Source organism: Bacillus siamensis KCTC 13613 (genome assembly GCF_000262045.1).
Taxonomy (GTDB): domain Bacteria; phylum Bacillota; class Bacilli; order Bacillales; family Bacillaceae; genus Bacillus; species Bacillus siamensis.
Map to the genome: position 1 here is coordinate 11,008 of NZ_AJVF01000016.1, position 23,246 is coordinate 34,253.

Annotated in this window: 24 protein-coding genes; 7 read left to right on the forward strand and 17 right to left on the reverse strand. The window is 48.1% G+C overall.

The features are described from left to right. The first annotated feature begins 46 nt into the window (after nt 1-46). Entirely contained in the window at nt 47-1,030 is a 984-nt protein-coding gene (locus tag Y79_RS0105065) for a metal-dependent hydrolase (RefSeq protein WP_016936711.1), read from the forward strand. Here Y79_RS0105065 and Y79_RS0105070 read toward each other — a convergent pair. The 6 genes from Y79_RS0105070 to Y79_RS0105095 all read right to left on the reverse strand — a co-directional run bounded on the left by Y79_RS0105070 (nt 1,027) and on the right by Y79_RS0105095 (nt 7,053). Continuing rightward, nucleotides 1,027-3,612, reverse strand: coding sequence for a YfhO family protein (locus Y79_RS0105070; protein WP_016936712.1), 2,586 nt, complete (start codon nt 3,610-3,612; stop codon nt 1,027-1,029). The two genes, Y79_RS0105065 and Y79_RS0105070, sit on opposite strands and share 4 nt — an antisense overlap. A 36-nt stretch (nt 3,613-3,648) precedes the next feature. Further along, a complete protein-coding gene (locus tag Y79_RS0105075) occupies nt 3,649-4,629 on the reverse strand; it encodes a glycosyltransferase family 2 protein (protein ID WP_016936713.1) in 981 nt (326 codons plus the stop codon). A gap of 218 nt (nt 4,630-4,847) precedes the next feature. Then, entirely contained in the window at nt 4,848-5,708 is an 861-nt protein-coding gene (locus tag Y79_RS0105080; protein WP_016936714.1) for an alpha/beta fold hydrolase, read from the reverse strand. Next, nucleotides 5,705-6,037 carry an SdpI family protein gene (locus Y79_RS0105085; RefSeq protein WP_016936715.1) on the reverse strand — a complete coding sequence of 111 codons (333 nt, stop codon included), beginning with the start codon at nt 6,035-6,037 and terminating at the stop codon, nt 5,705-5,707. Before Y79_RS0105085 ends, Y79_RS0105080 begins: the two co-directional genes overlap by 4 nt. A gap of 85 nt (nt 6,038-6,122) precedes the next feature. Further along, nucleotides 6,123-6,650, reverse strand: a complete 528-nt coding sequence (locus Y79_RS0105090; RefSeq protein ID WP_016936716.1) for an SH3 domain-containing protein — start codon at nt 6,648-6,650, stop codon at nt 6,123-6,125. Nucleotides 6,651-6,783: 133 nt separating this feature from the next. Beyond that, nucleotides 6,784-7,053 (reverse strand): YfhJ family protein, encoded by a 270-nt coding sequence (locus Y79_RS0105095; protein WP_016936717.1) that lies wholly within the window; start codon nt 7,051-7,053, stop codon nt 6,784-6,786. Nucleotides 7,054-7,176: 123 nt separating this feature from the next. Here Y79_RS0105095 and Y79_RS0105100 point away from each other — a divergent pair, with 123 nt between their 5' ends. Then, nucleotides 7,177-7,329 carry a small, acid-soluble spore protein K gene (locus tag Y79_RS0105100; RefSeq protein ID WP_003155495.1) on the forward strand — a complete coding sequence of 51 codons (153 nt, stop codon included), beginning with the start codon at nt 7,177-7,179 and terminating at the stop codon, nt 7,327-7,329. Nucleotides 7,330-7,504: 175 nt separating this feature from the next. Here Y79_RS0105100 and Y79_RS0105110 read toward each other — a convergent pair whose 3' ends face one another. The 3 genes from Y79_RS0105110 to recX all read right to left on the reverse strand — a co-directional run bounded on the left by Y79_RS0105110 (nt 7,505) and on the right by recX (nt 9,954). After that, nucleotides 7,505-8,698: an MFS transporter gene (locus Y79_RS0105110; RefSeq protein WP_029575233.1), complete on the reverse strand. Its 1,194-nt coding sequence runs from the start codon at nt 8,696-8,698 to the stop codon at nt 7,505-7,507. Nucleotides 8,699-8,841: 143 nt separating this feature from the next. Beyond that, nucleotides 8,842-9,156, reverse strand: a complete 315-nt coding sequence (locus Y79_RS0105115; RefSeq protein ID WP_016936719.1) for a YfhH family protein — start codon at nt 9,154-9,156, stop codon at nt 8,842-8,844. A gap of 6 nt (nt 9,157-9,162) precedes the next feature. Continuing rightward, nucleotides 9,163-9,954 (reverse strand): recombination regulator RecX, encoded by a 792-nt coding sequence (gene recX / locus Y79_RS0105120; protein WP_016936720.1) that lies wholly within the window; start codon nt 9,952-9,954, stop codon nt 9,163-9,165. Between the two features lie 90 nt (nt 9,955-10,044). On the opposite strand from recX, the gene Y79_RS0105125 reads away from it, so the two are divergent. The 3 genes from Y79_RS0105125 (at nt 10,045) to Y79_RS0105135 (ending at nt 11,373) form a co-directional block, all read left to right on the forward strand. Next, on the forward strand, nt 10,045-10,944 hold the full coding sequence (locus Y79_RS0105125) for a TIGR01777 family oxidoreductase (RefSeq protein WP_016936721.1): 900 nt from the start codon (nt 10,045-10,047) through the stop codon (nt 10,942-10,944). Nucleotides 10,945-11,001: 57 nt separating this feature from the next. Next, nucleotides 11,002-11,112, forward strand: coding sequence for a YfhE family protein (locus Y79_RS1000000120655; protein ID WP_003155504.1), 111 nt, complete (start codon nt 11,002-11,004; stop codon nt 11,110-11,112). A 69-nt stretch (nt 11,113-11,181) separates the two neighbouring features. Then, nucleotides 11,182-11,373: a YfhD family protein gene (locus Y79_RS0105135; RefSeq protein ID WP_016936722.1), complete on the forward strand. Its 192-nt coding sequence runs from the start codon at nt 11,182-11,184 to the stop codon at nt 11,371-11,373. A 38-nt stretch (nt 11,374-11,411) separates the two neighbouring features. On the opposite strand, the gene Y79_RS0105140 is transcribed toward Y79_RS0105135, so the two are convergent. From Y79_RS0105140 to mprF, 3 genes are all read right to left on the reverse strand, one after another. Further along, entirely contained in the window at nt 11,412-11,996 is a 585-nt protein-coding gene (locus Y79_RS0105140) for a nitroreductase family protein (protein ID WP_016936723.1), read from the reverse strand. Nucleotides 11,997-12,072: 76 nt separating this feature from the next. Further along, nucleotides 12,073-12,957 (reverse strand): PhzF family phenazine biosynthesis isomerase, encoded by an 885-nt coding sequence (locus Y79_RS0105145; RefSeq protein WP_016936724.1) that lies wholly within the window; start codon nt 12,955-12,957, stop codon nt 12,073-12,075. 98 nt (nt 12,958-13,055) lie between these two features. Beyond that, on the reverse strand, nt 13,056-15,626 hold the full coding sequence (gene mprF, locus Y79_RS0105150; RefSeq protein ID WP_016936725.1) for a bifunctional lysylphosphatidylglycerol flippase/synthetase MprF: 2,571 nt from the start codon (nt 15,624-15,626) through the stop codon (nt 13,056-13,058). Between the two features lie 169 nt (nt 15,627-15,795). On the opposite strand from mprF, the gene Y79_RS0105155 reads away from it, so the two are divergent. Continuing rightward, complete coding sequence (locus tag Y79_RS0105155; protein ID WP_016936726.1) at nt 15,796-16,278, forward strand: MarR family transcriptional regulator; 483 nt, start codon at nt 15,796-15,798, stop codon at nt 16,276-16,278. Between the two features lie 106 nt (nt 16,279-16,384). Continuing rightward, on the forward strand, nt 16,385-17,977 hold the full coding sequence (locus Y79_RS0105160) for an MFS transporter (RefSeq protein WP_016936727.1): 1,593 nt from the start codon (nt 16,385-16,387) through the stop codon (nt 17,975-17,977). Here Y79_RS0105160 and Y79_RS0105165 read toward each other — a convergent pair. From Y79_RS0105165 to Y79_RS0105190, 5 genes are all read right to left on the reverse strand, one after another. After that, nucleotides 17,937-18,479, reverse strand: a complete 543-nt coding sequence (locus Y79_RS0105165; RefSeq protein ID WP_016936728.1) for a YfiT family bacillithiol transferase — start codon at nt 18,477-18,479, stop codon at nt 17,937-17,939. The two genes, Y79_RS0105160 and Y79_RS0105165, sit on opposite strands and share 41 nt — an antisense overlap. Nucleotides 18,480-18,504: 25 nt before the next feature. Then, entirely contained in the window at nt 18,505-18,777 is a 273-nt protein-coding gene (locus Y79_RS0105170) for a ribonuclease inhibitor Barstar (protein ID WP_016936729.1), read from the reverse strand. A gap of 22 nt (nt 18,778-18,799) precedes the next feature. Continuing rightward, complete coding sequence (locus Y79_RS0105175; protein WP_016936730.1) at nt 18,800-21,211, reverse strand: PEP/pyruvate-binding domain-containing protein; 2,412 nt, start codon at nt 21,209-21,211, stop codon at nt 18,800-18,802. Between the two features lie 343 nt (nt 21,212-21,554). Next, a complete protein-coding gene (locus Y79_RS0105185) occupies nt 21,555-22,643 on the reverse strand; it encodes an acyltransferase family protein (RefSeq protein ID WP_016936732.1) in 1,089 nt (362 codons plus the stop codon). Next, nucleotides 22,634-23,236, reverse strand: coding sequence for an NAD(P)H-dependent oxidoreductase (locus Y79_RS0105190; protein ID WP_016936733.1), 603 nt, complete (start codon nt 23,234-23,236; stop codon nt 22,634-22,636). Before Y79_RS0105190 ends, Y79_RS0105185 begins: the two co-directional genes overlap by 10 nt. Nucleotides 23,237-23,246: the final 10 nt, after the last annotated feature.

The window sequence follows — 23,246 nt, forward strand, 5'->3', positions numbered from 1 at the left end:
GAAATATGCGGGCGACTGATGTATAACGCCTGCTAGGAGGTCACCAATGGATACTGGCACTCACGTTGTCATGGGCATCGCGCTTGGCGGAATCGCAACTCTCGATCCTGCCGTCGGCATGCATACCCCCATGTCTCAGGCAGTTATGATCGCCGCTCTTGCCGGCTCTCAGGCACCTGATATTGATACCATATTGAAGCTGAAAAATAATGCCGTTTATATTCGAAATCATAGAGGGTTCACGCACTCCATTCCCGCCGTTTTATTTTGGTCCATTCTGATTCCGGGCATTCTGTTTATGTTTTACCCGGAAGCGAACTTTCTGCACTTGTGGCTGTGGACGCTTCTGGCTGTCGTTCTGCATGTGTTTGTCGACATTTTTAACGCGTACGGAACGCAGGCCCTCCGCCCGTTTTCGAAAAAATGGGTCGCTCTCGGTCTCATCAATACCTTTGACCCGTTTATTTTCATCAGCCATTTGGCCGCGATTGCCGTGTGGTATATCGGAGGCCATCCGGGCGTGACATTTTTGACGCTGTATATCATCCTCGCGGGATATTACGCCGTCCGGTTTTTGATGCAGCTGCGGATTAAGCGGCGGCTGCGTGAGATGATTGAAGAAGAAATTGAAACCATCATTATTTCGCCGACGATGAAATTCAGGCAGTGGCGAATCGCCGTAACGACGGCGCATGCCTTTTATGTCGGCAGAAGCCTTGACGGCCATGTGGTGATATTGGATACATTCAACCGCGTGCCCGTACCGGAAACCGATGTGATGAAGGCCGCGAAACAGGATGAAAATATTGCAGCCTTTCTATCGTTCTCGCCCGTTTACAGGTGGGAGGTCGATACCTTTAAAGATCATTATGAGGTGCGTTTTATTGATTTGCGCTATCGAAGCAAAGGGCACTACCCCTTTGTCGCCATCGTCCACCTCAGTCATGATTTAGAGCCTCTTTCTTCTTACACGGGCTGGATTTTCAGCGAAGAAAAACTGCAGAAAAAATTAAAGCTCGGCTCTGTTTAAGAGCCGGGCTTCTTTTGTCTTCTCACATATATGGCGGCAAGCACGAGGCTGATGACCGATAGAGTGGCAGCCGGTTTAAAAAACGGCGGGTAATACGTTAATTGAATATCATTTTTTCCTTTTTGCGCTTTAAATCCGATAAAGGAATAATCCGCTTTTTCAATCTGTTCTTGTCTGCCGTTTATCTTCAGTTCCCATCCTTTTTCATATGGAATCGGAAGCATGATATACGGCGCGCCTGTTTTGTTTTCATACGAGATATGAAGCGTATTTCCGCGCCAGCTGAGATCGGCCGGCGGTTCTTTTTCCGCTTTTCGGTATGCATTTTTCAGTGTTCCGTACCGTTCTTCGTAAAGCGCCAGTCTGTCGAGCTGATACGTTCCTTTCGGCAGCCGGATTTGAATGTTTTTTGTTTTCGGCACTCTGACGGTGAGATCATTTACACCTGTTTTATAAATGGATTGATTCGATTTTCTCGTTGTCGTGTAATCGTTCACTTTTAATGTAAATCCCTGGTCCTTCGCTTTGTTCAATAAATAAAAGCTGACATAATAATCTCCGCCGCCAGCCTCAGCGCCGTGCGGTGTAATGATCAGGCCGCCGCCGTCTTCGTTTACCGTCAGGATGCCGTCTTGATAATCCGCATGGTCGGCCGTTACCTTGGCCTGACGGATCATATTTTTCGCTTTTGGGGTTTTTTTCGTTTTTACTGTGCTCGATTCCGTGATGATTCCATCAAGCATCGCCCGCTCCCTGGCAAGGGCGGGCGCTTTTTTCAGGTCGCCCTCGTTATATACGCGATCGGCTGTCCGGACGAACGGGAGCACATATTGATTTTGATAAACCGCATAGCGGGATGACTCCATGATTTTTTTGAATCCGTAAGGGACGCCGGCCTCGTTTGTTTTTTCCGTCATATAATATTTTCCGTAAAGCAGGCTGTGTAAATTAGCCCTGTTTCCTAATGTCGCATAGCGGCTGACGCTTTCTCTGCCCATATCAATCTGAAGGTCGTTCCAGTAAAAGGACAGCAGATTGCGGTTCAGGATGCTTGAGTATACGCTGAATCCGTTGAACCCGTAAATGATCGGAGTGTTATTAAATACTCCGTTCATCCAATCTAAACGGGCAAAGGGATCCGGGTCTTTTTCTTTCAGACGCTGAATAAGCTCTGTTTGTTCTTTGCCCTTATAATCAGGACCCGTCATAAAGGTATGCGATACCGTATAAATCTTCCCGCCTTCTGATAACGCATATTTTTCATATGTATTAGCCGTCAGCACCGCCGTGAAGAGAATGACGGCATAGACGGCGGGCACCGCGCCTTTCAGTCTTGTCTTTGCTGCAAGGAAAGCGGCAATGGTCAGCCCCAGAAGGAGCAGGATAGGCAAGTTGGCCTGATCAGAAATATCCAGACTGAACCGTCTCACCTGGCTCCAATAGAGCAGAACGGCGAGTACGGCGGATATTAGCATACTCTTCATGCTGATGTCTGAAAGCTTAGAAAGCCCTGCTGCGACTGTTCCGGCAATCGTGAAGCACAAGACGTATTCAAACCTGTTTTGCGGAGCTGAAAAACCGTTAAAGGCACTTGCCGCAAACGGACTGAAGTGAAACAGAATGTACAGCAGACTGATTCCCGCGAACAGCCGGAACAGCCGGTTTTTATATAAAGAAAATGTAAATAGAAAAAGCAAAAAAACCGCCGGCAGAATAATTATCCGGCTTGAGAATAAAATGTTGTCGGAAAAATCAAGCCATGCAATCTGCTCTGAATACGGCGGCCGCAGATTATGAAGATATCCGTATACGACAGGGATAAAGGAGACTGCGCTTATGCCGAAGCCGAGCAGGCCTGACAGAATAAACATTCTGCATTGAGTGAGCTTTTTGGCTTCATTCTCTTCAAGATGAATGATCCATCTGAATAAGATGTAAATGCCGATGAAAATCAGGTTAATATACGCGAAATAAAAGTTGTTGATCAATGTCAGCGCACAGGCGAAGATAAACCACGCCGGCTTTTTTTCTGTAATGATTTTTTCCGCGCCGAGCACGAGCAGCGGCAGCCACACCATACTGTCAGTGAAAAAGTCCCAATACACCTCATGCCGGAAGTAGATAATCGAGACCCCGTACAACACGGCGCCGACAAAAGCAGGCACTGTCCGTTTGACGAAATAACGGAACACACAGGCTGCCGTGAATATGACGAAACTCTGCTTGGCGATGCTGATAAAAACGGAGGCCTGGGCCCAAAACAGCGCATCCGCGTCACCCGACAGCTGCATTAGCTGCAGGATGCGGACAGCGGCGGAGATAAACAGAAAGAGAAAAGAAGTAGAGAAATAATAGCCGAGCTGACTGTACACTCCCCCGCCCATTCCGAACGAATAGCTGTAAAACAGCCGGCCGTTCATATATTGGTCAAACAGCAGCTTTTTGAAGACCGCCATTTGGGCGATCCCGTCTCCAGACCCCGTCATATAGCGGCCTGCCGACCACTCCTTTAAGAAAAAAATATGAGCGGCTGCCGCAGCCAGCACACAGGCTGCCGGCAAGATCCATTTATTTTTTTTCATACAACGTCTCCAGACCCTGCGCACAGCGGCGGCTGTTTAATGGTTCCACTTGCGCTTTTTTGTATAATTCGTTTCATTTTGTTCTCCGTACGTAATATTCGCTTCTTTAATTAAATAGTGCGGGCGTTTTTTCGTTTCATAGTAAATCCGGCCGATGTACTCGCCGATGATGCCGAGACTCAAAAGCTGGATGCCTCCTAAAAACAGCACGGCGGAAATAATGGTGAAGTATCCGGGAACGGACACGCCGTGTGTCAGAATATGAATAAAGGTCGTTACAATATAAACCATCGACAGAAGCAATATCAGAATACCGGTGAAAAAGCAAACCCTCAGCGGTTTGTTGTTAAAGGAGACGACACCGTCCATTCCGTAGTTGAACAGATTGCTGAATGACCATTTGGACTTGCCGTTCTGCCTTTCGACATTTTCATAAAATACGATTTTCTGGTCAAACCCGATCCAGCAGAACAGCCCTTTGGAGAAGCGGTTCCCTTCACTCAGCTTCAAAAGGGCATCAACGGCCTGCCGGCTCAGCAGGCGGAAATCCCCGACTCCGTCACGCAGATCCACTTCGACGGCTTTGTTAATAAATTTATAATACAGGGAAGAAAGCACAGAACGCACGGGGCTGTCCCCTTTTCGGTTGCGCTGCGCAATAACTTGGTCATATCCTTCTTCATAGCCTTGAATGAAGTCTTTCAGCAGATGCGTCGGGTGCTGCAGGTCAGCGTCCATCACGATTACCGCTTCTCCCTGCACGTGTTCAAATCCCGCCAAAATGGCCGCTTCTTTCCCGAAGTTGCGGGAAAAAGATATGTATTTGACGCGATGGTTTCTGGCGGCCAGTTCCTTAATCTGCTGAAGGGTGTCATCCGCGCTTCCGTCATTGATGTAGAAAATTTCATAGTCATAATGAATCGTTTGAAACTCTTTTTTTAAAGATTCATGGATGAGCTTGACGTTGTTTCCTTCATTGTAAGACGGAATAATAATTGAGATTAACCTTTGTTTCATGAAGGCACCTTCTTTTGTATTATTCTTTTTTTAGTGCGGCCTTAGTGGAATACTCCGCAAAACTTCAGTAAGGCTTTTCCTTTTTTTAAAGTCGTTTAAACCCTTTTTTCGTTACAGGGAAAGAAAAATTTTTCTGCATATGGTTATATATTTTTATTTTGTCATGTTTTTCGGCAGATATGAGAAAAAAAAGAAAAAGTCTGTACGCGGGACAGACTTTATTGCTGAAGGTATTCATGAATCAAATGGCTGACGATGCGCGGTTTTTCGTGAATGACCCAATGCGAGGCATCATCTATGAAGATTAAGTCGCCGTTTGGAATCATCCGTTTTGTTTCCGAAGCGAGCTTTTTGCTCAGCGCGCGGTCATTGACGCCCCATATTAATCGGTACGGAACAGACATTTTAAGCGGAACTGAAGGGCCTAAACCGCCGCATCTGATCGCCCGGTACCAGTTCAGCATAGCCGTGAGGGCTCCTTTTCTGCCCCACGCTTCTTTGTAGCTGTCGACATCTTCCCGTGAAAAAAGCGCCGGGCGTTCGGATAAGCCGATGGCGTGATCCAATACACGGTAATCATCTTCAGATAATCTCCGTTCAGGTTTTTCCGGGAGCTGAAAGAACGCGATATAAGAGCTTTTCTTCCATTGCGGGGGGTAGAACGGTGTAACCTTCCGCATAACCGCCGGATGCGGGATATTGACCGTGATTAATTTTTCAACGTATTGCGGCCGCGTGGATGCCAAGTGCCAGGCTACAGCTCCTCCCCAATCGTGACCGATGACGACGGCCTTGTCATCTGTAAAGTGAGTGATCAGCCCGATAATGTCATCCCTGAGTTTATCAATGGTATAGTTTTCAATGCCCTCCGGTTTATCACTGAGATTATAGCCGCGCTGATCGGGCACGACAACATGGTATCCGGCATCCGCAAGCGGTTTGATCTGGCTCTTCCACCCGTACCAAAATTCCGGAAACCCGTGCAGCAGCACCGCCAAAGGGCCGTCTTTCGGGCCGGCTGAAGCCGTGTGCAGCGTCACTCCGTTTGTTTCGATCATGTGAAAAGTGATGTCATTCAATCGGTTCTCCTCCCCTTTTGTTTTAATCTTCTTTCTGTTAAGGCTATGATCAGCGCGCTGATCGCAATCAAACATACGGCTTGGACGATCAGGCTGTACGGCTGAGTGAGCGGAATGAGCAGGCTGCCCGCAAATCCGGCCGCAGCCGTCAGAAGGCCGAACAGAATCATGAGGACCGCACTGAAACGGTTGCCTTCTCTCCACTGGGATTCATCCGCCATTGAGCGTTTTGTCCGATATCCGTACAGGCTGTTAATTGACTTCGGCGGGAAAAGTGTGACTAAAATGCCGGCTGCAGCCATCAGAAGGCCGCCGATAACCATTATCATATCCGTCACTCTCCTTTTCATTTCATACAAAAGGAAAGGCGGAAAGTTTCAGAAAAAAAGCAGGCTCATCCGCCTGCCTGAATCTTTATTTTTGAACTAAGTCGGCCGTCTTCACATAACCTGCTTTCCCGCCGTATGTGACGTACGCCCATTTACGGTCAAATCCTCCGTCATGGCTGAATCCCCAGCCGAGCACATTGACGGTTTCCCCCGCTTTCACGGAGCTTTTTTTGCCGGTTTCCAAAGTCGGCGTATAAAAAGCGGTTTGTTTCGCGGTCACTGCCTTCATCGGCTGCTTCATCAGAAAATGAGTGGAGATATAGGCTTTCTGACCTTTGTAGTTAATCTCGGCCCAATCTGCCCCTTCAAGCTGTTTAACCTTTACGGCATCTTCTGAACGGAGCGTGCCGACAATCCGCCCTTGTTTATTTGGTTCTTTACGGACGTTAAGTTCTCCTGCTTTCACGATATATGTATCTGCTGCGGTGTCTATTTTTGTCTGCTGAACTGCTGCGGCATTCGCTGCCGGATCAAAAAAAACGGTGCCTGCGGCTAAAAATAAGCAAAGTCCTGCGGCCGGAATAATTGCGGTTAACCCTTTTTTCATGTTCATTGTGGTTCCTCCCCGCTATTTTATTAAGTTATTACACAATTCCACACTTTGCGGGTCATCAAACATGATTTTCCTATTTCTTTTATAAAAAGAAAAAACCGCCGGAAGACATCCGGCGGAACGCACTATTATGTTAATGCAGGAGTCCCCTGCTTTGATCCAAATAATGAGAAACGTCTTCCCGCATGCTTTGGAACATATGAAGCTTGCTGCCGTACGATTCAATCCATTCCTTGACGACGCGTTCTGTCATTTGCTCTCCTTGATACGGGCGGCCGGCTTTTGCGTAAGTCGCTTCGAAATCTCCCCATAAAAGCTCCACCCAAGTACGTGCTTGCAAATAGCTGAGCATATCATTTTTCTCAAGCAGCAAATTCGTCAGTTTGTCGATATATGTATTCATGTCTCTGTCTCCTTTCCTTGGGAAAACCTGCTGCTTTTACGCAGCTTGTCACAGGCATATACTAACTTTACGTCTTCAGTCCAGAAGGCGCAACCTTTTGATATTGGCCGAGGGGGAAAACAAATGGTCCGGAACAAAGCAAAAGGATTTCCTAATCAGAACAATAATAAGTTTGAAGGCGAACCGCGGGCAAAGGATGACTACGCTTCTAAACGGGCGGACGGTTCAATTAATTCGCACCCGCAAGAGCGCATGAGAGCTTCAGGCAGACGATAAACACACCGTAAAGAGACCGGAAATGATCCGGTCTCTTTTTTGCAAAGGACATTAACGTCAAACAAATACCGTAATATGTAAGTAAAAAACCGCTGCCCGTTACTCTCGCTGACGGCTCACCGTGATGAAAACTGAAAAAAAGCTTGCAGACGGAATATCCGCTGCAAGCTTTTTGTTATCCTTTATGCATTTGGTATTCATAGACGTCCTTCTTCTCAGACAGATGAGCGAACGTGGACAGCACAAGGCCGAGAGCGGTCATCAGCGCACCGCCGGCAAACAGCCATGAGTAAGATCCCGTTCCGCCGAGAATCAAACCGCCGATCCAGGCGCCGAGCGCGTTTGCCAGGTTAAAGGCGGAAACGCTCACCGCGGCGGCGATCGTCGTGCCGTTTTCAGAGGAAGAAATAACCTTTGTCTGTAAAAGCGGCGGCGTACCGAACGCACATGCACCGAATAAAAATGTCGCCGAAACGGCTGCGGCGGGAAAAACAGCGATATAAGGGAAAATCGCCATGACGCCGATCAAGCCGATCATCACGCCGATCATTGTGCGTGTCAGCAGTTTGAGCGGCACTTTCCCTGCGAAAAAATTCCCCGCCACTCCGCCGAGACCGTAGGCAAATAACGCGCCTGTGATGCCGACCGTGCCGAAACCAGCTGAATCTCTTAAAACCGGCTCGATAAACGTGTAAGCGATAAAAACGCCTGAATAGCCGAGAATGGTGATCGCAAAGGAAAAAATCACTTGCTTATGCTTAAAGACACTCCATTCATTCATCAGCATCGGAATCACTTTCGGTTTTTGATTCGGTACGACCAGCATCAGACCGATCAGTCCGATCAGGCCTAAAACAGAAATAATGAAAAAGACGGCACGCCAACTAAGGGCATCCCCTAAATAAGAGCCGAACGGAACGCCGAGCATCAGCGCCACGGTTAATCCTCCGTTCATCGATGCAGCGGCGGCGGAACGTTTTTCAGGCGGCACCATTTCACTCGCAAACACCATAGCGATAGCAAAAAAGGCTCCGTGAATGGATGCGGATAAAATTCTGGAAATCGCCAGTACGGCGAAATTTGGCGCAAAGACGCTCATCAGGTTGGCAAGGACGAAAATTCCCATCAACCCGAGCAGCACCGGCTTTCTCGGGAGCTTAACCGCGACAATGGTTACGATCGGGCCCGTCAGGCAGACGCTTGCCGCGTACGCCGTAACAAGCATGCCCGCTGAAGATACATGTATATGAAAGTCATCGGCAATCGACGTCAAAATACCCATGACAGCATATTCCGTATACCCGATGGAAAATGTGCAAATCATTAAAACAAAAATCATTAATTTCACTGATGGCTGTTTCATTTTGATATTCAACGCGACTCGCCTCCTTTTTAATAAAAAAACAACGAATTTCATCTTAAAAGATATCGAAATTGAATTCAATCATTTTTTACTGAAAGTTTGAAACGAATGTGTTCAAAAGAAAAAGAGGCCGGAGCCGGCCTCTTTTGTTAACTTTTTTCTTTCAAAACAGAAATCGGCAGCGCCTCTTCCCGGTCAGGCGACGATGATCTGTGCCCCCAGGCGAATACGCCGTTGATGTAATCAATGCTGAATGTGTCATCAGAACCTTCTATCTGATACACTGCGCCGGGCTGAAAGTCTTCCGGCTCCAGCATGTAGGCTTTGGCCATCGTGATTTTCCGTTCAAGCACGGCCAGTTCATTTACAATGCCCATCTGTTCCGCTTTTCTCGCTCTTTCCGTCAATCCCGCAATTTCTGTCTGTAGTTCATGAGGCGTCATTTGACTGTATCGTTTGTCCATTTCGGTTTACTCCTCTTCCTGCAAAAATTGTTCAATATCGTCAATCGAGAATCCTTTTCTGAATAAGTACTGTTTGACCTTCATTCCGCTTTCATAGCTGCCGTCATAGCGGTATTTCCTGATCGCCTTTTCCCCATGAATCTTCAGGGCTTCCATCTCAGCTTCGTCATCATTCTCATACTCCGTCTGCTCCAGGGCGGCGTTGATGACGTCGAATGGAAAACCTTTTCGCTGAAGCTGCATCTGCGCCCGCTGTCTGATCTCTTTTGTGGACAGCTTTTTGTCTTTTTTCAGGATTTTCCCGATATGTTTCAGCGCTTCTTGTATCTGCTCATCAAATGTAAACGCACTGAGCGTCTCCTTGATGGTATCGTCGTCTATTCCTTTCGCTTTCAGCTCGCGGAACAGGACGTCAGGGCCTTTGCCGTTTGTTTTTTTGTGGGTGCTTGCATAGGCTTCGGCAAATTCTTTGTCATTTAAGTAGCGGTAATCGTACAGTTTATGGATGACTTCAGGAATGACCATCTCAGGTGTTTCTTTTTTCTTCAGATGGTCCCGGACTTCTTTTTCAGAGCGCATCCGGTATGATAAAAAATCTACGGCGCGGTTAAAGGCTTTTTTCACTTCATCGCCGTGCTGGATTTCAAGAATGTCAAGCTCGTCCAGTTCTTTCCCTTTTTTCAGGTCAAAACGCACAAGTACGTCGGCGTCGACGCTGAATGCATATTTCTCATCAAGAAAGATGTTGAAGCGCTCGGTGTTTTTCTTTTGGGTCGATATTTTTGTAATAAACGGCATCCCGGTCTCCTTTCCCGCCCGATGTTCAGGCGTTTTTCTTTTTGACAAATGAGGTACAGTATATGTATCAACGTGTAAGGAGAGATGGATATGAATATCGCGATGACAGGCGGCACGGGTTTTCTCGGCCGGCATCTGACAGATGTGTTTACCCGCCGGGGACATCATGTCTATATTTTATCAAGAAAACAGAGAGAAACCGAACAAAAAAATGTGACATATGTTCAATGGCTGGCCGAAAACGCGGCGCCTGAGCGCGAGCTTCCCCCTATTGATGTATGGGTGAACCTCGCCGGCAAATCCATCTTTGACCGCTGGACGGACACAACGAAGGAACAAATCATCTCAAGCAGAATAAAAGCGACGAGAGAAGTCAGACGGATTATGAAGCAGCAGCCCCAAAAACCGCGGGCTCTGATTCAGGCAAGCGCCGTCGGCATTTACGGCACTAGCACAGAGAAAACGTTCACCGAGCAGTCCGATACGTCAAATGAAGACTTTCTCAGTTATACGGCTCATATGTGGGAGCGTGAAGGCCAGAAAATTGAAGCGCTCGGCATTCGGACGGTATATGCCAGATTCGGCGTGATGCTCGGTGAAAAAGGCGCCCTGCCGCTCATGGTTCTCCCTTATAAGCTGTTAGCGGGCGGCACCGTCGGCTCGGGACGGCAATGGCTGTCATGGGTTCATGTCGATGACGCCGCGGAACTCATCGCGTATGCGGCGGAGCATGATGACTTATCCGGCCCGATGAATGTGACATCGCCGAACCCCGTTGAAATGAAGCAATTCGGAAAGACGATCGCAAGCGTCCTGCACCGCCCTCACTGGATTCCCGTACCGGAAGTTTTTCTGGAGAAAGCATTGGGAGAGATGAGCCTGCTGATCGTAAAAGGCCAGCGCGCCCTGCCTAAACAGGCGCTGACGTCCGGTTTTCAATTTACGTATGAAGAACTTGATTTGGCTTTAAAGGATCTCTTATCTGCATAAAAACGGAAATAAAAGCCAATCCTATTGGTATTCTGTTTTGAAGGAGGGTCTTCTTTTATGGAAAAGAAGCGCGAAAAACATCAGCAGGGAGCCAATCTCAAAAAAATGCAGGAAGTCCTTTATTCCGGTGAATTCAAAAAAGCGGAAAGAGCAGCCAAACGGAAATAAACGAATAAAGATCGGGACCGGGCAGATACTATGTTTGTTTGATATCACTTTTTTCAGGGGGCGATTGATATGGGCAGAAATCATACTCACAAAAACCGTGATAAAAACAAACAAAAACTTCCTCAAGTTCCGGCTGCTTTGAAACGTGAAACAGACGGCACATATGAGGAATATTCAAGCGAGCTTGCTGATTCCGCTGACCGCGAAGCGCAAGCGCGGATGAAAGCTGCTGACAACAGAGCAAAAAGCAAAACCCGCTAATACAAAATCCCCGCCTCTTCTTGAGGACGGGGATTTTTTTACAGTTCGGTAAACAGGCTTTTTGCCGGCGTCCGTTCTTTCGCCTTAGGCTGTTCATCCGGATAGCCCGTTTGGATGATGGCGGCGAAGCGCTCATTGTCTGCAAGGCCGAAGTCTTGATGCACCTGTTTGTCATACATAATGCGGCCGCTTTTCCAAACCATGCCGATGCCGTTTTCATGCGCGAGAAGCTGAAGGTTTTGAATCATGCCGCTCAGCGCCGCAAAATCATCATTTCGCGTAAATTCATTTTCATCTTCTTTTAAGACGACCAACAAAAATCCCGGAACGGCACTGAGATTTTTTCTCATGTTCCGCTCTTTTTCCTCGTTGAAATCATCTTTTATTTTTTTGAAAAATGAAACGTAGCTGTCCGCAAGCTTTTCTTTTCCCGCTTCGCTTGCCGCGTAGATAAAACGCCATGGCTCCGTCAGTCTGTGGTTCGGTGCGTAAACGGCCGTTTCGAGCATATCTAATATGACTTCAGAAGGAACGGTTTCCGGTTTAAATGACCGGATGGATCTTCTGTTTCTGATCGTATGTTTAAGACTCTCGTTTTGCTGTAATTGTTCGGTTTTCGGCATGCCGATTCACCTTCCTATTCAATTGAAAATGATTATCATTTATAATATAACGGATAGAACCGGCTTTTGTAAACCGTTACGGAAGCTGAAGATGAATTGATTCGGCATACACGGCCGTTCCTGTCATCTCGATTTTCACCTTGCCGCCTTCCTCCGTGATCCTGATTTCCACTTTTCCGTCTTTCCCTATTTCCTGACCTTGTTCAATCGTGAGGCATTCGGCTTCAGAGCCCCCGTATTGCCGCATATAGGCCGCCATGACGCCTGAAGCGGTTCCCGTGACGGGGTCTTCGGTCGTTCCGGAGAAAGGAGAAGAAAAATGGCGTCCGTGCAGATCGCTTTCCTGATGAACGGTTTCCAGAGAAAATGGATGAACGCTCGCTTTCGGAAGATCTTGCAATACAGCGGGAAATTGCGTGTTGTCCGGCACCATATTCCGTGATGCTTCAAGTGATTTCAGCGGAACAATCAGTGTCCAGATCCCCGTTGATCCGTAAACAATCGGAAGCTCGCCGTGGAAATCCTCAGCCGTTATCCCGAGCGAAGCCGCAAGCTGTTCTTTGTCTCCCGTAAACGGCAGAAATTGCGGGGGAGCCTGTTCAAGCGTGATGTATACCCGCCCGTTTCGTTCAGCGGCTTTTACGGGAAGAATGCCGGCTTTTGTCTCAATCCGATACGTCTGATCAGCCTGAAGCCTTCCTTTTTCAATTAATGCGTAAAGAGAGGCAACTGTAGCATGTCCGCATAAATTCATTTCATGGCCGGGTGTAAAATAGCGGATGCGCAGATCGGCTTCTCCGCTTTTACAGAGAAATGAGGTTTCATTGTACCCTGCCATTTCGGCGATCATCTGCATCTCTTCATCTGAATAATCATCACCGTTAAAGACGATTCCAGCGGGATTTCCCAGATCAGGAATATCGGTAAACGCTTCATATTTAAATACAACTGCCTGTTTCATTCATCAGTCTTCCTTTCGTCTCATGGTATGTTATTCAGTATAACAAAAGAAAATTAGAATTTTTAGTTAATTACATTAAAGGAAAAAAAAGACGCCTTTTAACGGCGTCTTTTTTTTGTTTTTCCGATCAGGCGGGTGACGAGAAACATCGTGACAGACAGTGATCTGTTTTTGCGGTATGCCAAGTATTTCCCGCGCCATTCCGGTTTGTATTTTTCTTTAAAGGCCCGCAGCCCGCTGAAGCTGTACATATACCGGACGTTGTTGAAGATGACGGCTGCGATTCTTTCCGACCAGAAAGATGTAAAGGCCGTTCCTACGTTTGACAACGGCGCCATCCCCATATTAAAAGTGGTATAGCCTTTTTCCTGCGCCCAGAGAAACAGACGGATGAAAAGCGCGTCCATAATACCGTTCGGCGCGTTTTTCCGATAACGCATCAAGTCGACTGATATTTCGCCTTCCTGGTACATCGGCATCAGGTTGGCAAAAGCGATGATCTCCCCTTCTGTGTCTTTCACGTAAGCAATCGGGGCTTGTTCCAAATAGTCCCGATCGAAGAAACCGAGAGAAAAGCCTTTCTCTTTTTTCGGTCCGAGCCATTCGTCCGAAATGTCTTTCAGCTTGGCCATAAACTCGGAAGAAAACGGCGGCTCCCCGACATGAAATGTGTAGCCTTCGCGGTCAAATTTGTTGTTAATCGCCCGCAGCCCCGCTTTTTTCTTTCCTGACAGCGTAAATGCCTCCATATCCACGAGAGCTTCTTCTCCAAGCTTGAAGAAGTTATAGCCGAAATCGTGGTACAGCGCCATGTCTTCACGTTCAATCTGATAAAACATGACACTCAGTCCCTGCTTATGCGCTTCGTTCAGAAATTCCTCGATTACCAGCGGAAAAGAGTCTTTCTGCCCTGACGGATCACCGAGCACGACAAGTCTTCTCGAAATCTGGCCGAACAATAAAAGCGCTTTGCCGTCGCTTGAGAAATAAAACCGCTTATCCCCGAGAAAGCCGAGATGGCTGAGCGCATTTCCGCCTTCTTCCGCCAAAAAGGTCTTCAGCCGTTCAGGATCGGCCTCTTCCCCGATCGGCTTCAATCTTTTATGATAAAAGACCGTAAACAAAAGGAAAAACAGAGGCACGACAATAATGGCCGTCATCGTCGCATATGTAATGTGCGAATTATTATGGACGAAGTAATCGTGGCGCAGCAGCCGATTCATTTTATCCCAAATAAAACCGGCAATGAGATTATAGTTAAACAAGGCGATAATAAACAGAGCGGCCGCAAAAATCATCTGGCCGAGTGTATACGATGCCTGTTCCCTGATAAACTGCCGCTTCAGCAGCACAAGCACGACGATGACGACAGGCAGAATAAAGATCGCACTGATGTTCATTCCTTTTAAGAAACTGAACACAAAACCGCCGACCAGCGCGGCGACCGCCATTGAATAAGAGCGTTTCGTCCGTTTATATAATTCAATCGGCAGAATTAATAGAATCAAAGCCGCGCTTAGCGATAACGCGTTAAACGCAAGGAGCGCCGGCCGCGGAATATGCGGAATGACCGTCTCTCTGTCGATCGGCAATGCGACGGACGCCAGCACGACCACTCCCGACACGAAAACCAAAAGCGACAGCGAACCGTAAAGCACTCTGATTAAGATCCCGCGCTGCAATACGAGAAGCACGTTCGTCGTTTCTACGGCAGGCGCCATCTTCGGATTTGATTCCAGCCGTTTCAGCGTGTTTTCCGTTAAGTCGCCGGCCGCAAAGAACAGCCCGAACACAAACGGAATAAATGAATACACAATCCGGTAGATGACGATGGATGTCACAACCGCTTCCTGCGGAAAGCCCATATTCTGCATGCCGAGCAGAAACAGGAGGTCAAACGAGCCTAATCCGCCCGGCACAAGGCTGATGATTCCCCCGATAGCGGCTATCGCGAATACACCGAATACATGGCGGACATCTGCGTGAATCCCCATGACATGCAGTGAATAATACATAACGACGGCCGCCGCAAACCATTCGGCAAACGAAGCTCCGATATAAGAAAAAATCGGATGCCTCAGTTTTGCTTCACCATCTTCCGTTCGAGCTTTTTTATTGTTGATCCAAGCGGCGATTAAGGCCACCGGCACAATAAGCGCCACGCCGGCGATGACAGCCCACAGCCACGGCTTCTCACCTGTGATTTCGCCCACCGGCAGCACCCGGGCGACAGTCAGAATACTGAAGACCGACAGCCCGAGCAGCGCTGAAGAAGTAAGCCAGGCAATGCCTGCGACAAGTCGTTTTACGTCGTTCGTATGCTCTTTGTACAGCATCGTCCGCAGTCCGACGCCCGCCAGACCCCCGAATCCAAGGACATTGTTAAAGGAATTGGCGATAAAGGAAACCCTGAACACTTTCCAATTCGGAATGTTGAGCCGCAACGCCCGTTTCAGCACAAAGTCATAAAAGGACATCACACTGACGGCAAGGAGGCCGAGCAGAACGAGGATAAATAAATCGTACCGCTCAATCCCGTTAATAATGTACAGCGTGCGTTTAAAAGAAAGATCTGTCAATTCCTTCTTCGACTGATAAATGACTAAAAGCAAAACTGCAATAGGAAATAATACTTTTAATATCGATAAGGCATTCTTTTTAGTCAGCAATGTTCTCTCCAATCATCATAAAATAGCTTATTTATTATAAATTCCCCCAATAATCTCCAACATATTATACACTACCACCTCACATTCAAACAAAACTCGTCTGCAACTTTCTTTCTCAGATGAAAATCAGTAATATGGTATGAAGGAGTATGAATGAGGAAGTGAGACGATGGATTATAACCTGCATGATACAACGGTCTTGGGCGGCGATATTTTTTCTCCTGAGGAACGGGATATTTGGGTGCTGTACATGAAAGTGATGACGTCGGCTGGACTCGGCGATGTGTCAGAATGGATGAAGCTTGATATGAGCATGCCGCAAATGAAGGTGCTGATGCTTCTGAACAACCATGGGACGCTGAAGGTGAGTGAAATTGCAGAAAAAATGGGTGCTTCCCTTTCAAATACCACGGGGCTGCTTGACCGGTTGGAAAAATCGAGTTTCGTTACACGCGCCCCGTCAGAAGAAGACCGCCGTTCAGTCGTCGTTCAATTAACGGAAAACGCGAAAAACATTTTCCGCAGCCTTTATCAAAAAGGACATGTAAAATTGAAGCGATCATTGGAAACGCTGACTGCTGAAGAAAAACAAACGGTTAATCAAGGGCTCGCCATTTTGGCAAAAGCGCTGGAATCCTCCAAACAGGCATAGAGATGAAAAAGGCCTGCCGTATCGGCGGCCTTTTTTTATTTGACATTTAATTCATTCAAAGTGAATAATATATTTTAAGTGAATTAAAATGAAAGGATTGATCAGTATGCCGGGACGAGTGCAAACAGGAAAAAACCAGAGCTGGGCCATCACCCTTTTTACGATCGGTGTGTTCATGGCGGCGCTGGACAACGGAATTATTTCCGCTGCTCTGACGACGATTAACAGGTCTTTTGATATTTCTCCTTCATGGGGATCGTGGGGCGTGACCCTTTACACATTGGGACTCAGTGTCAGTGTGCCGATTGTCGGCAAGCTGTCGGACCGCTATGGACGGAAAAAACTGTTTATGATTGAAGTCGGACTGTTCGGTCTTGGCTCTTTGCTTGTCGCACTCAGTCAGAGCTTCCCGATGTTTTTGGCGGCGCGGCTCATTCAGGCCTTTGGCGGCGGAGGAATTTTTATTATCGGCAGCTCACATGTGCTGGCTGTTCTTCCGAAAGAAAAACAGGGAAAAGCTCTCGGGCTTTTAGGGGCGATGAACGGTATAGCGGCCGTCCTCGGACCGAATATCGGGAGTTTTTTGCTTGATATAACCGGGTCGTGGCATTGGCTGTTTTTGATTAATCTGCCGATAGCCGCCGCTTTGGTTGTGTGCGGCGGTTTGTTTATCGCTGAAACGAAAGAGCCTGAGGCGAAAAAGCTTGATCTTGCCGGCACGATGATGCTGTCTCTGGCAATCTTATCTTGCATGATCGGTATCACAAACCTCGATGGGGCAAAGCTGTCAGAAAGCATAATGGACGTGAAGGTGTACGGATATCTTCTGGGGGCGGCACTTCTCTTTTGGGCGCTGCTTAAGGTTGAAAAGCGGGTTGAAAACCGCGGGGGCGATCCGATTCTCGCCTACTCGCTGCTGCAAAATAAAGTGTTTCAATGGACGCTCATCATCGGATTTTTATCGGGAGGGCTGCTCGCTGCGGTCATTTTTATTCCTTCTTATGCGGAGCAATATTTGCACGTATCGGCGGAGAAAGCGGGTTATTGGATGACGCCGCTCGCGTTGGCATCAGGCATCGGAGCATGGCTCGGCGGGGCGGTCACGGATAAAAAAGGGCCGGTCTTCTCTGCTGTTGTATCAGGCGCTATCGCATTTGCCGGCTTCAGCCTGTTTCCGTTATGGGTGACGGATAAATGGGAATTTGTCACGGCGAGTGTCATTGCGGGGATCGGTTTCGGATTCCTGCTCGGAGCTCCGCTGAACGTGCTTGTATCAGAAACGGCGGGCCAAAACAAAGGGACGGCGCTCGGCACGCTTTCCCTCGTGAGGCAGGTCGGGCTGACGCTCGCCCCGGCCTTATATGCCGGCTTCATTACAGCCGGCTTTGACCGGATCGGAGATGACATCAAAAACCGTTTAGCAAAAAGCGGCATTCCCGCTGACCAGGTGCAATTGCCCGATATCAGCGGCGGGCTTTCTTCGTTGCAGGAACAGGTAAGCCGAATCCCCGTTCCCGCCGTCAAAAAAGCGGTTTCTGATGCGATTGAAGCGGGCATTGCCAGCGGCTATCATCATCTTTATACGGCAGCCGCCGTCATTTCGTTATGCACGATTGTGTCTGCGGCTGTTTTGGCGTTTTTCCGGAAGCCGGCATCCTCTAAGACAAACGCCAGTCCATCCGCCGGCAAAGCTCAGTAATATGGGCGATATGATGTTCAGAATGCCAGACATATAATCCGAGCGCTTGTTCCAGCGTAACCGTCTCTTTGGATACAGGATGGAAGTATCTCCGTTTGTATTGGGCTTCCGTCATAGAGCGCAAAAGAGCGGCCCACCTTCTGTGCAGGATTGTTAACAGCTCAAGCGTATCCCCGCAAGCGGCGGTTTTTGAATCATGAAGATCGGCCCAGCCGTTTTCATCATAGGGACGGATTTCCGGTTCATCTTCTGTTAAAGCCAATTTAAACCGGGTATAACCGTTCATGTGGCTGTCCGCCAGATGGTGAACCACTTGACGGACAGTCCATCCCCCTTCGCGGTACGGCGTATCGAGCTGATTGTCCGACATCGCTCTGACAGCTTGTTTCAGTTTGGCCGGAGCGTGTTCCAGCGCATTGATCCATTCTTGTTTCTGTCCGGCCGAAATCGATTCAGCCGGCTGATATTCTCCAATCGGATAGCTGAGGGTTTGTTTTTCCATTTTTGTCTCTCTCCCGTTGATCGTATTATGAAAGTATGATGGTGATGTCGCAGCCTTCCGCTTTCGCTTCACGAAAGACTTGGAGCACACTCTCGGCGCCATTTTCTGTAAGCTGCTTGCTTTGTTCAAACTGTCTCCATTCTAAAACGAGGGGGTACTCAACCCAGCCGGTCAGACAATCCCATAAAGCGTCAAGGTTTTCACCGTAGTATTCAGGAAGGGCAAGCTCCTTTTTCAATGTCTGGTGAAGGTCGCTCATACTTCTGATTTGTTCCCCGTTAATGATTGCTTTTTTCATGTGCGGCTCCTTTCTCATGATTTTATTCTATCAGTTTACCATTTTCCTCTTCAGAAGTGACCGGAGTCTGCCGCGGTTCCAGCTGGACGATGCCTTGCCCGCCGTCAACGGCCACCCTGTCCCCCGTTTTCAGTTTTGACGTTGCATTTCCGCACCCGACAACAGCAGGAATCCCCAGTTCCCGGGCGACGATCGCCGCGTGGGACAAAGGGGCGCCGACGTCCGTTATGATAGCAGCGGCTCTTGGAAAAAGCGGGGTCCAGCCTACATTGGTTGTCGAAGTCACTAAAATTTCCCCCGCCGCAAAAGAATCCCCGTCTTCCGGGACATCAAGGACACGGACAATGCCCTCCACTCTCCCGGCCGCTCCCGCGAAACCTTTTAAAGTATACGCATCATCAGTTTCCGCAGGCATAGAAGCATCGTAATAATCCGCTCTTCTGTCAGGATCCTCAGCCCATTTAAACGGATTGAATCTTCCGTTAATAACGGATGGGAACGGCGGCAGTTTTTTATAAGTTTCATAGTTTTGCTTTCTCGCTTGAATCGACGCAACCGCCGGCTCTTTCCCCGCGAGCAGATCGGTTATTTCATACAGATACAAGAAGAAAATATCGTCCTTCATGCCGGTCATTTCCGCCGCTCTGAGCGCGAATGCTCTGGCTGTCCGGTACACCCTGACAAATTCGGATCTGGTTGTTTCTCTAATATTCGCGTAATCTGACGCTTTTTCCATTTTGGCTTTGAGCCATTTGACCTTATGAGGAAACTTTTCTTCAAATCTTCGGAAGGCCTGTTCATGCGCCCGCTGCTGTTTCAAAAGCAATTGTTCGGCATCAATACCCGACTCCTTGTGTTCTTTGATCTGCTTCGTCAGCCAATCCCGGTTTTCTCCCGGATGCGGTATGGAAAGTTCGTATTCATGCGGGCCTCGGTGGCCTTGGTTCCTGAGATATTCCTCCTCGCTCATACGGCCTTTCATGACTTGATCAATGCCGATAATCGGCTCCAGGCTGGCCAGTCCGCCTTTTCCCCTCAGATTGGAAAGCAGGAGATTCGCATCTTCTATGCCTGCGAGTTTTGTTAATTGAGAGGTTAACGACGAAGAGGATTGCGCAGAATCACGCCCGCCGGATATTAACGCAAACCACGCGTTGCATAAATACGGATAGATCTCATTGTTCCATATCGCTAATAATGCCCGCTCCGTTTCGGCACGTTTCAGCTTTTCCTCAATATTCCGGCACCACTCCGGCGATTCGTCCAAGTAGGAGGACATGTTTTTTTTTGCGTGCTTCATTTTCGACAGATACGGTTTCAGTTTTTTCGAGATGATCTTCAAAAGTTCATACTTTGAGAACGGATATAAAGGAATCTTCATTTCCGCCGGGATTTCTCCCAATGTATCGCTCATCATTTTTCCTATTTTACCGCCTTTCGGATTCAGACCGAAAGCGGCGAGAACGGAAAGAGGCTGGCTCATATTGTTATAGGCTCTTCCGCAAATATTGCCAGACCAGACATAATAGCCCGGAATAATGCCCGACTCTTCATCCAGATTCCGGAGGAGCGACCATGTCAGCGGCGTCATCACATCGGGAATCGCTTCTCCTATATTTGTGTTTGTCCATAAAAAATCACCGCTGAAAGAATCATTCCATTCATAGGTTTCCAGATTTCCGGCTTGTAAGGTCGTAATCGGGCGGGATTGAAGAATATACAATGTCCCGCCCGCGGCGGCCCATTCAATATCCTGCGGCCCTCCAAGACCTTTTTCCAGCTTTTTCGCCAGTTTATAGAGCTTTGACGCATATTTACGAAATTCCCCGGGGCCGTCATATTTTTTCTTGGGCCGTGCCAGTTTAAAAGAATAGGCATCGGCTTCCCCGGAAACGAGCTGCTCCCCGAGACCGTAGACGTAATTGCCTGTCATCTCCCGCCTGCTCCCCGTAATCGGATCTGCGGTAAACAGCACTCCGGATATCTCAGACGGTATCATCAGCTGGATGACGATTGCGATTTCATGCTCATCTTCCATTCCCTGAACGGCGCTGTACGCTTTTACCCTTTCTGACTGTGCCGATCGGCGGACTTCATCAATCGCCCCGGATATGTCTTGATCTGTTTTGACATTCAACACCGTATCGAATTCTCCGGCAAAGGAAGCCTGAGCGGAATCCTCGCTCAGCGCAGATGAGCGTACGGCAAACAACGCAGATGCATGGCGGCTGCGGATGGAATTCACATATTGATCAATAGCCTCTCTCGCCTGATGGCGGAGCTGTCCGTCCTGAAAGGCTGACGGCAAAATCACAAATCCTTCAGGCACAGGATACCCGCTTTGATACATTTTAGAGAGAATGCTTCCTTTTCCTCCCGCAGAGAAATAAAGTTCGGCCGGAAGTTCTCCGAATGTTTTGACACAGTCATTCATAATGTCCCCGCTCCTTTTTAGTCGTTCATCCAAGCTCACCGTTTTTCTCTTTTTCACTTTTTTTGAAAGTATTTCCTATAAGTATACAATATATCGGTCTTCACAAGGGAGAAAATCGATGGCGTTATTTTGTCATAAATGCATCCGGTCAAAAAGGACGCAGGCGGGGGGCTTCAGCCAGTGAACGCGCTATTAAAATTAGAGATTGGCTGCCCGATACTGCTTACCTGGCATTCGCTGTCGGCTTGCCCGGGGGGCTTTGTATGCAGGATGTCCAACTATCCGTCCTCGTGCCGGATAAAGCGGACCCGCATCAAAAGGCGGCTGAAACGCCGCCTTTTTTTCAGACTGTGCGGCCTTGATGCGCCGCCGTATTTCTTTTAATCTGCTTCGGCTGATACACTTTCCCGACAAACAAGTATCCGTATCTGAAATGGTTGCACCCCCAAGATACGAAAATGGGACCGAGCGTGCAGATCAAAAATAACAGAAGGATGGCAGCCGGCAAAGGCATTGACCGCAAATAGCCTTCCAGGAGGTATCCGCTGATTAAAAAGTAGGAGTGCAGCAGATAGATTGAAAACGAATAGTTGCTGATCATCATCACAATCGCGGGCACTTTTTTGAGCTTTGAAAACAGATGAAAACACAGAAAGATCATACTGACCGCGTAAATCATAATATCCGGACGCTTAGAGGAAATGGACCCGCCGCTGACATATGAAACCGCCACAATCAATATGGCCGATACGGCCGCACTGAAGTAAACCGCATAACGGTACTGATTGATGAGCGCTAAAAAACGCCGGTATTCCTTTCCGCAATAAAATGCCAGACAGAAATAAAACAGCCAGCCCGGAAACGGAACCCAAAAGAACGGAAAAATAGAATCAAGCCCCGATGAAGCAGGCGGACGAACGATTGAAAAATAGGCCAGATAGACGGCATTGATGATAAACGAAACAGACAGCACCCACACGGGAGATGTGTTGTTCAGCCAGCGGTGCAGCAGCATATGGAGAATGTAAAATTGAAAGATCACTAGAATGAAGTACCCGATGAAGTTTCCTAAAAAGACGTTTTCTAAAAATTTACCGAATACTGAAATGAAACCGGCTCCCTTTTCTGCCACACTTTTCATTAAGATGGCATCCACCGCGGCGATAAACAGAAACGGCACGAAAATGACTTTTCCCCTTTTCTTTAAGAAACCTGCGGGGACGCCTTCCGGATAGGACCTGGCAAGCAAAAATTCCGAGATAAAGATAAACGCCGGCGTGCTGAACATCAGCAAAGTCCGGAATGCATCAACCGTACGGGCGGCGCTTGCTAAGGACTCTTCCTGAATCATCAGCACCATTGATACCACGTGCAGCAGAACGACACTTAAGCAGGACAGGCAGCGGATCACGAAAATTTCTTTTATCTGCATGCGGCCGCTCCTTTTTCACAAGCGCGGCGGACTTTGGCGTATGCCTGGCGCAGCCGCTTTTCCCGCAGCTCGGGTGTGCTCGTTTTAACTGAGGACATAAAGTTCCGTTCGGCTTTTTGAATGCCGCAAAATTGCAGAATTCCTTTTTTCAGCGTAATCCAGTCCGCGTTTTTCCGGAACCACTTTAAGTGCCTGTTCGGGGAGTCCGCCGTATAAAACACCTGTGCCGTCTCTGCCCGCAGCAGGCCTTTTACACGGCCGTTTTCAAATGTGTAGGCTTCTCCGGCGACAAGCACTTTGTCAAAAAAGCCTTTCATAATCGCCGGAACGCCTCCCCACCACAGCGGGTAGATGAAAATGAGATGATCCGCTTCTTTCATCAGTTTCCGATATCTCTTCGTTTCAGCGTCCCGTTTCATATCCGTCCGCTTTTTTTCATCTCCGGCCTTCAGCACGGGATCAAATTGATCGGCGTATAAGTCAATGACAGTATAGCTTTTGCCGCTGTCCTTCAAAGCCATGGCGACGTATTTTACGATAGCCGCATTGAAGCTGTTCTCATCCGGGTCTGCATACACAATCACCGTCTTCATATGTACCTCC

Bases quoted from the DNA above. Each gene is read 5' to 3' on its own strand.
- Y79_RS0105125 (WP_016936721.1), top strand. From the start codon at position 10,045: ATGAATATCGCGATGACAGGCGGCACGGGTTTTCTCGGCCGGCATCTG.
- Y79_RS0105155 (WP_016936726.1), top strand. From the start codon at position 15,796: ATGGATTATAACCTGCATGATACAACGGTCTTGGGCGGCGATATTTTT.
- Y79_RS0105185 (WP_016936732.1), bottom strand. From the start codon at position 22,643: ATGCAGATAAAAGAAATTTTCGTGATCCGCTGCCTGTCCTGCTTAAGT.
- Y79_RS0105095 (WP_016936717.1), bottom strand. From the start codon at position 7,053: ATGAATACATATATCGACAAACTGACGAATTTGCTGCTTGAGAAAAAT.
- Y79_RS0105065 (WP_016936711.1), top strand. From the start codon at position 47: ATGGATACTGGCACTCACGTTGTCATGGGCATCGCGCTTGGCGGAATC.
- Y79_RS0105175 (WP_016936730.1), bottom strand. From the start codon at position 21,211: ATGAATGACTGTGTCAAAACATTCGGAGAACTTCCGGCCGAACTTTAT.
- Y79_RS0105135 (WP_016936722.1), top strand. From the start codon at position 11,182: ATGGGCAGAAATCATACTCACAAAAACCGTGATAAAAACAAACAAAAA.
- Y79_RS0105165 (WP_016936728.1), bottom strand. From the start codon at position 18,479: ATGGAAAAACAAACCCTCAGCTATCCGATTGGAGAATATCAGCCGGCT.
- Y79_RS0105100 (WP_003155495.1), top strand. From the start codon at position 7,177: ATGGTCCGGAACAAAGCAAAAGGATTTCCTAATCAGAACAATAATAAG.
- Y79_RS0105160 (WP_016936727.1), top strand. From the start codon at position 16,385: ATGCCGGGACGAGTGCAAACAGGAAAAAACCAGAGCTGGGCCATCACC.
- Y79_RS0105145 (WP_016936724.1), bottom strand. From the start codon at position 12,957: ATGAAACAGGCAGTTGTATTTAAATATGAAGCGTTTACCGATATTCCT.
- Y79_RS0105140 (WP_016936723.1), bottom strand. From the start codon at position 11,996: ATGCCGAAAACCGAACAATTACAGCAAAACGAGAGTCTTAAACATACG.
- Y79_RS0105190 (WP_016936733.1), bottom strand. From the start codon at position 23,236: ATGAAGACGGTGATTGTGTATGCAGACCCGGATGAGAACAGCTTCAAT.
- Y79_RS0105115 (WP_016936719.1), bottom strand. From the start codon at position 9,156: ATGGACAAACGATACAGTCAAATGACGCCTCATGAACTACAGACAGAA.
- recX (WP_016936720.1), bottom strand. From the start codon at position 9,954: ATGCCGTTTATTACAAAAATATCGACCCAAAAGAAAAACACCGAGCGC.
- Y79_RS0105070 (WP_016936712.1), bottom strand. From the start codon at position 3,612: ATGAAAAAAAATAAATGGATCTTGCCGGCAGCCTGTGTGCTGGCTGCG.
- Y79_RS0105085 (WP_016936715.1), bottom strand. From the start codon at position 6,037: ATGATAATGGTTATCGGCGGCCTTCTGATGGCTGCAGCCGGCATTTTA.
- Y79_RS1000000120655 (WP_003155504.1), top strand. From the start codon at position 11,002: ATGGAAAAGAAGCGCGAAAAACATCAGCAGGGAGCCAATCTCAAAAAA.
- Y79_RS0105075 (WP_016936713.1), bottom strand. From the start codon at position 4,629: ATGAAACAAAGGTTAATCTCAATTATTATTCCGTCTTACAATGAAGGA.
- Y79_RS0105170 (WP_016936729.1), bottom strand. From the start codon at position 18,777: ATGAAAAAAGCAATCATTAACGGGGAACAAATCAGAAGTATGAGCGAC.
- Y79_RS0105090 (WP_016936716.1), bottom strand. From the start codon at position 6,650: ATGAACATGAAAAAAGGGTTAACCGCAATTATTCCGGCCGCAGGACTT.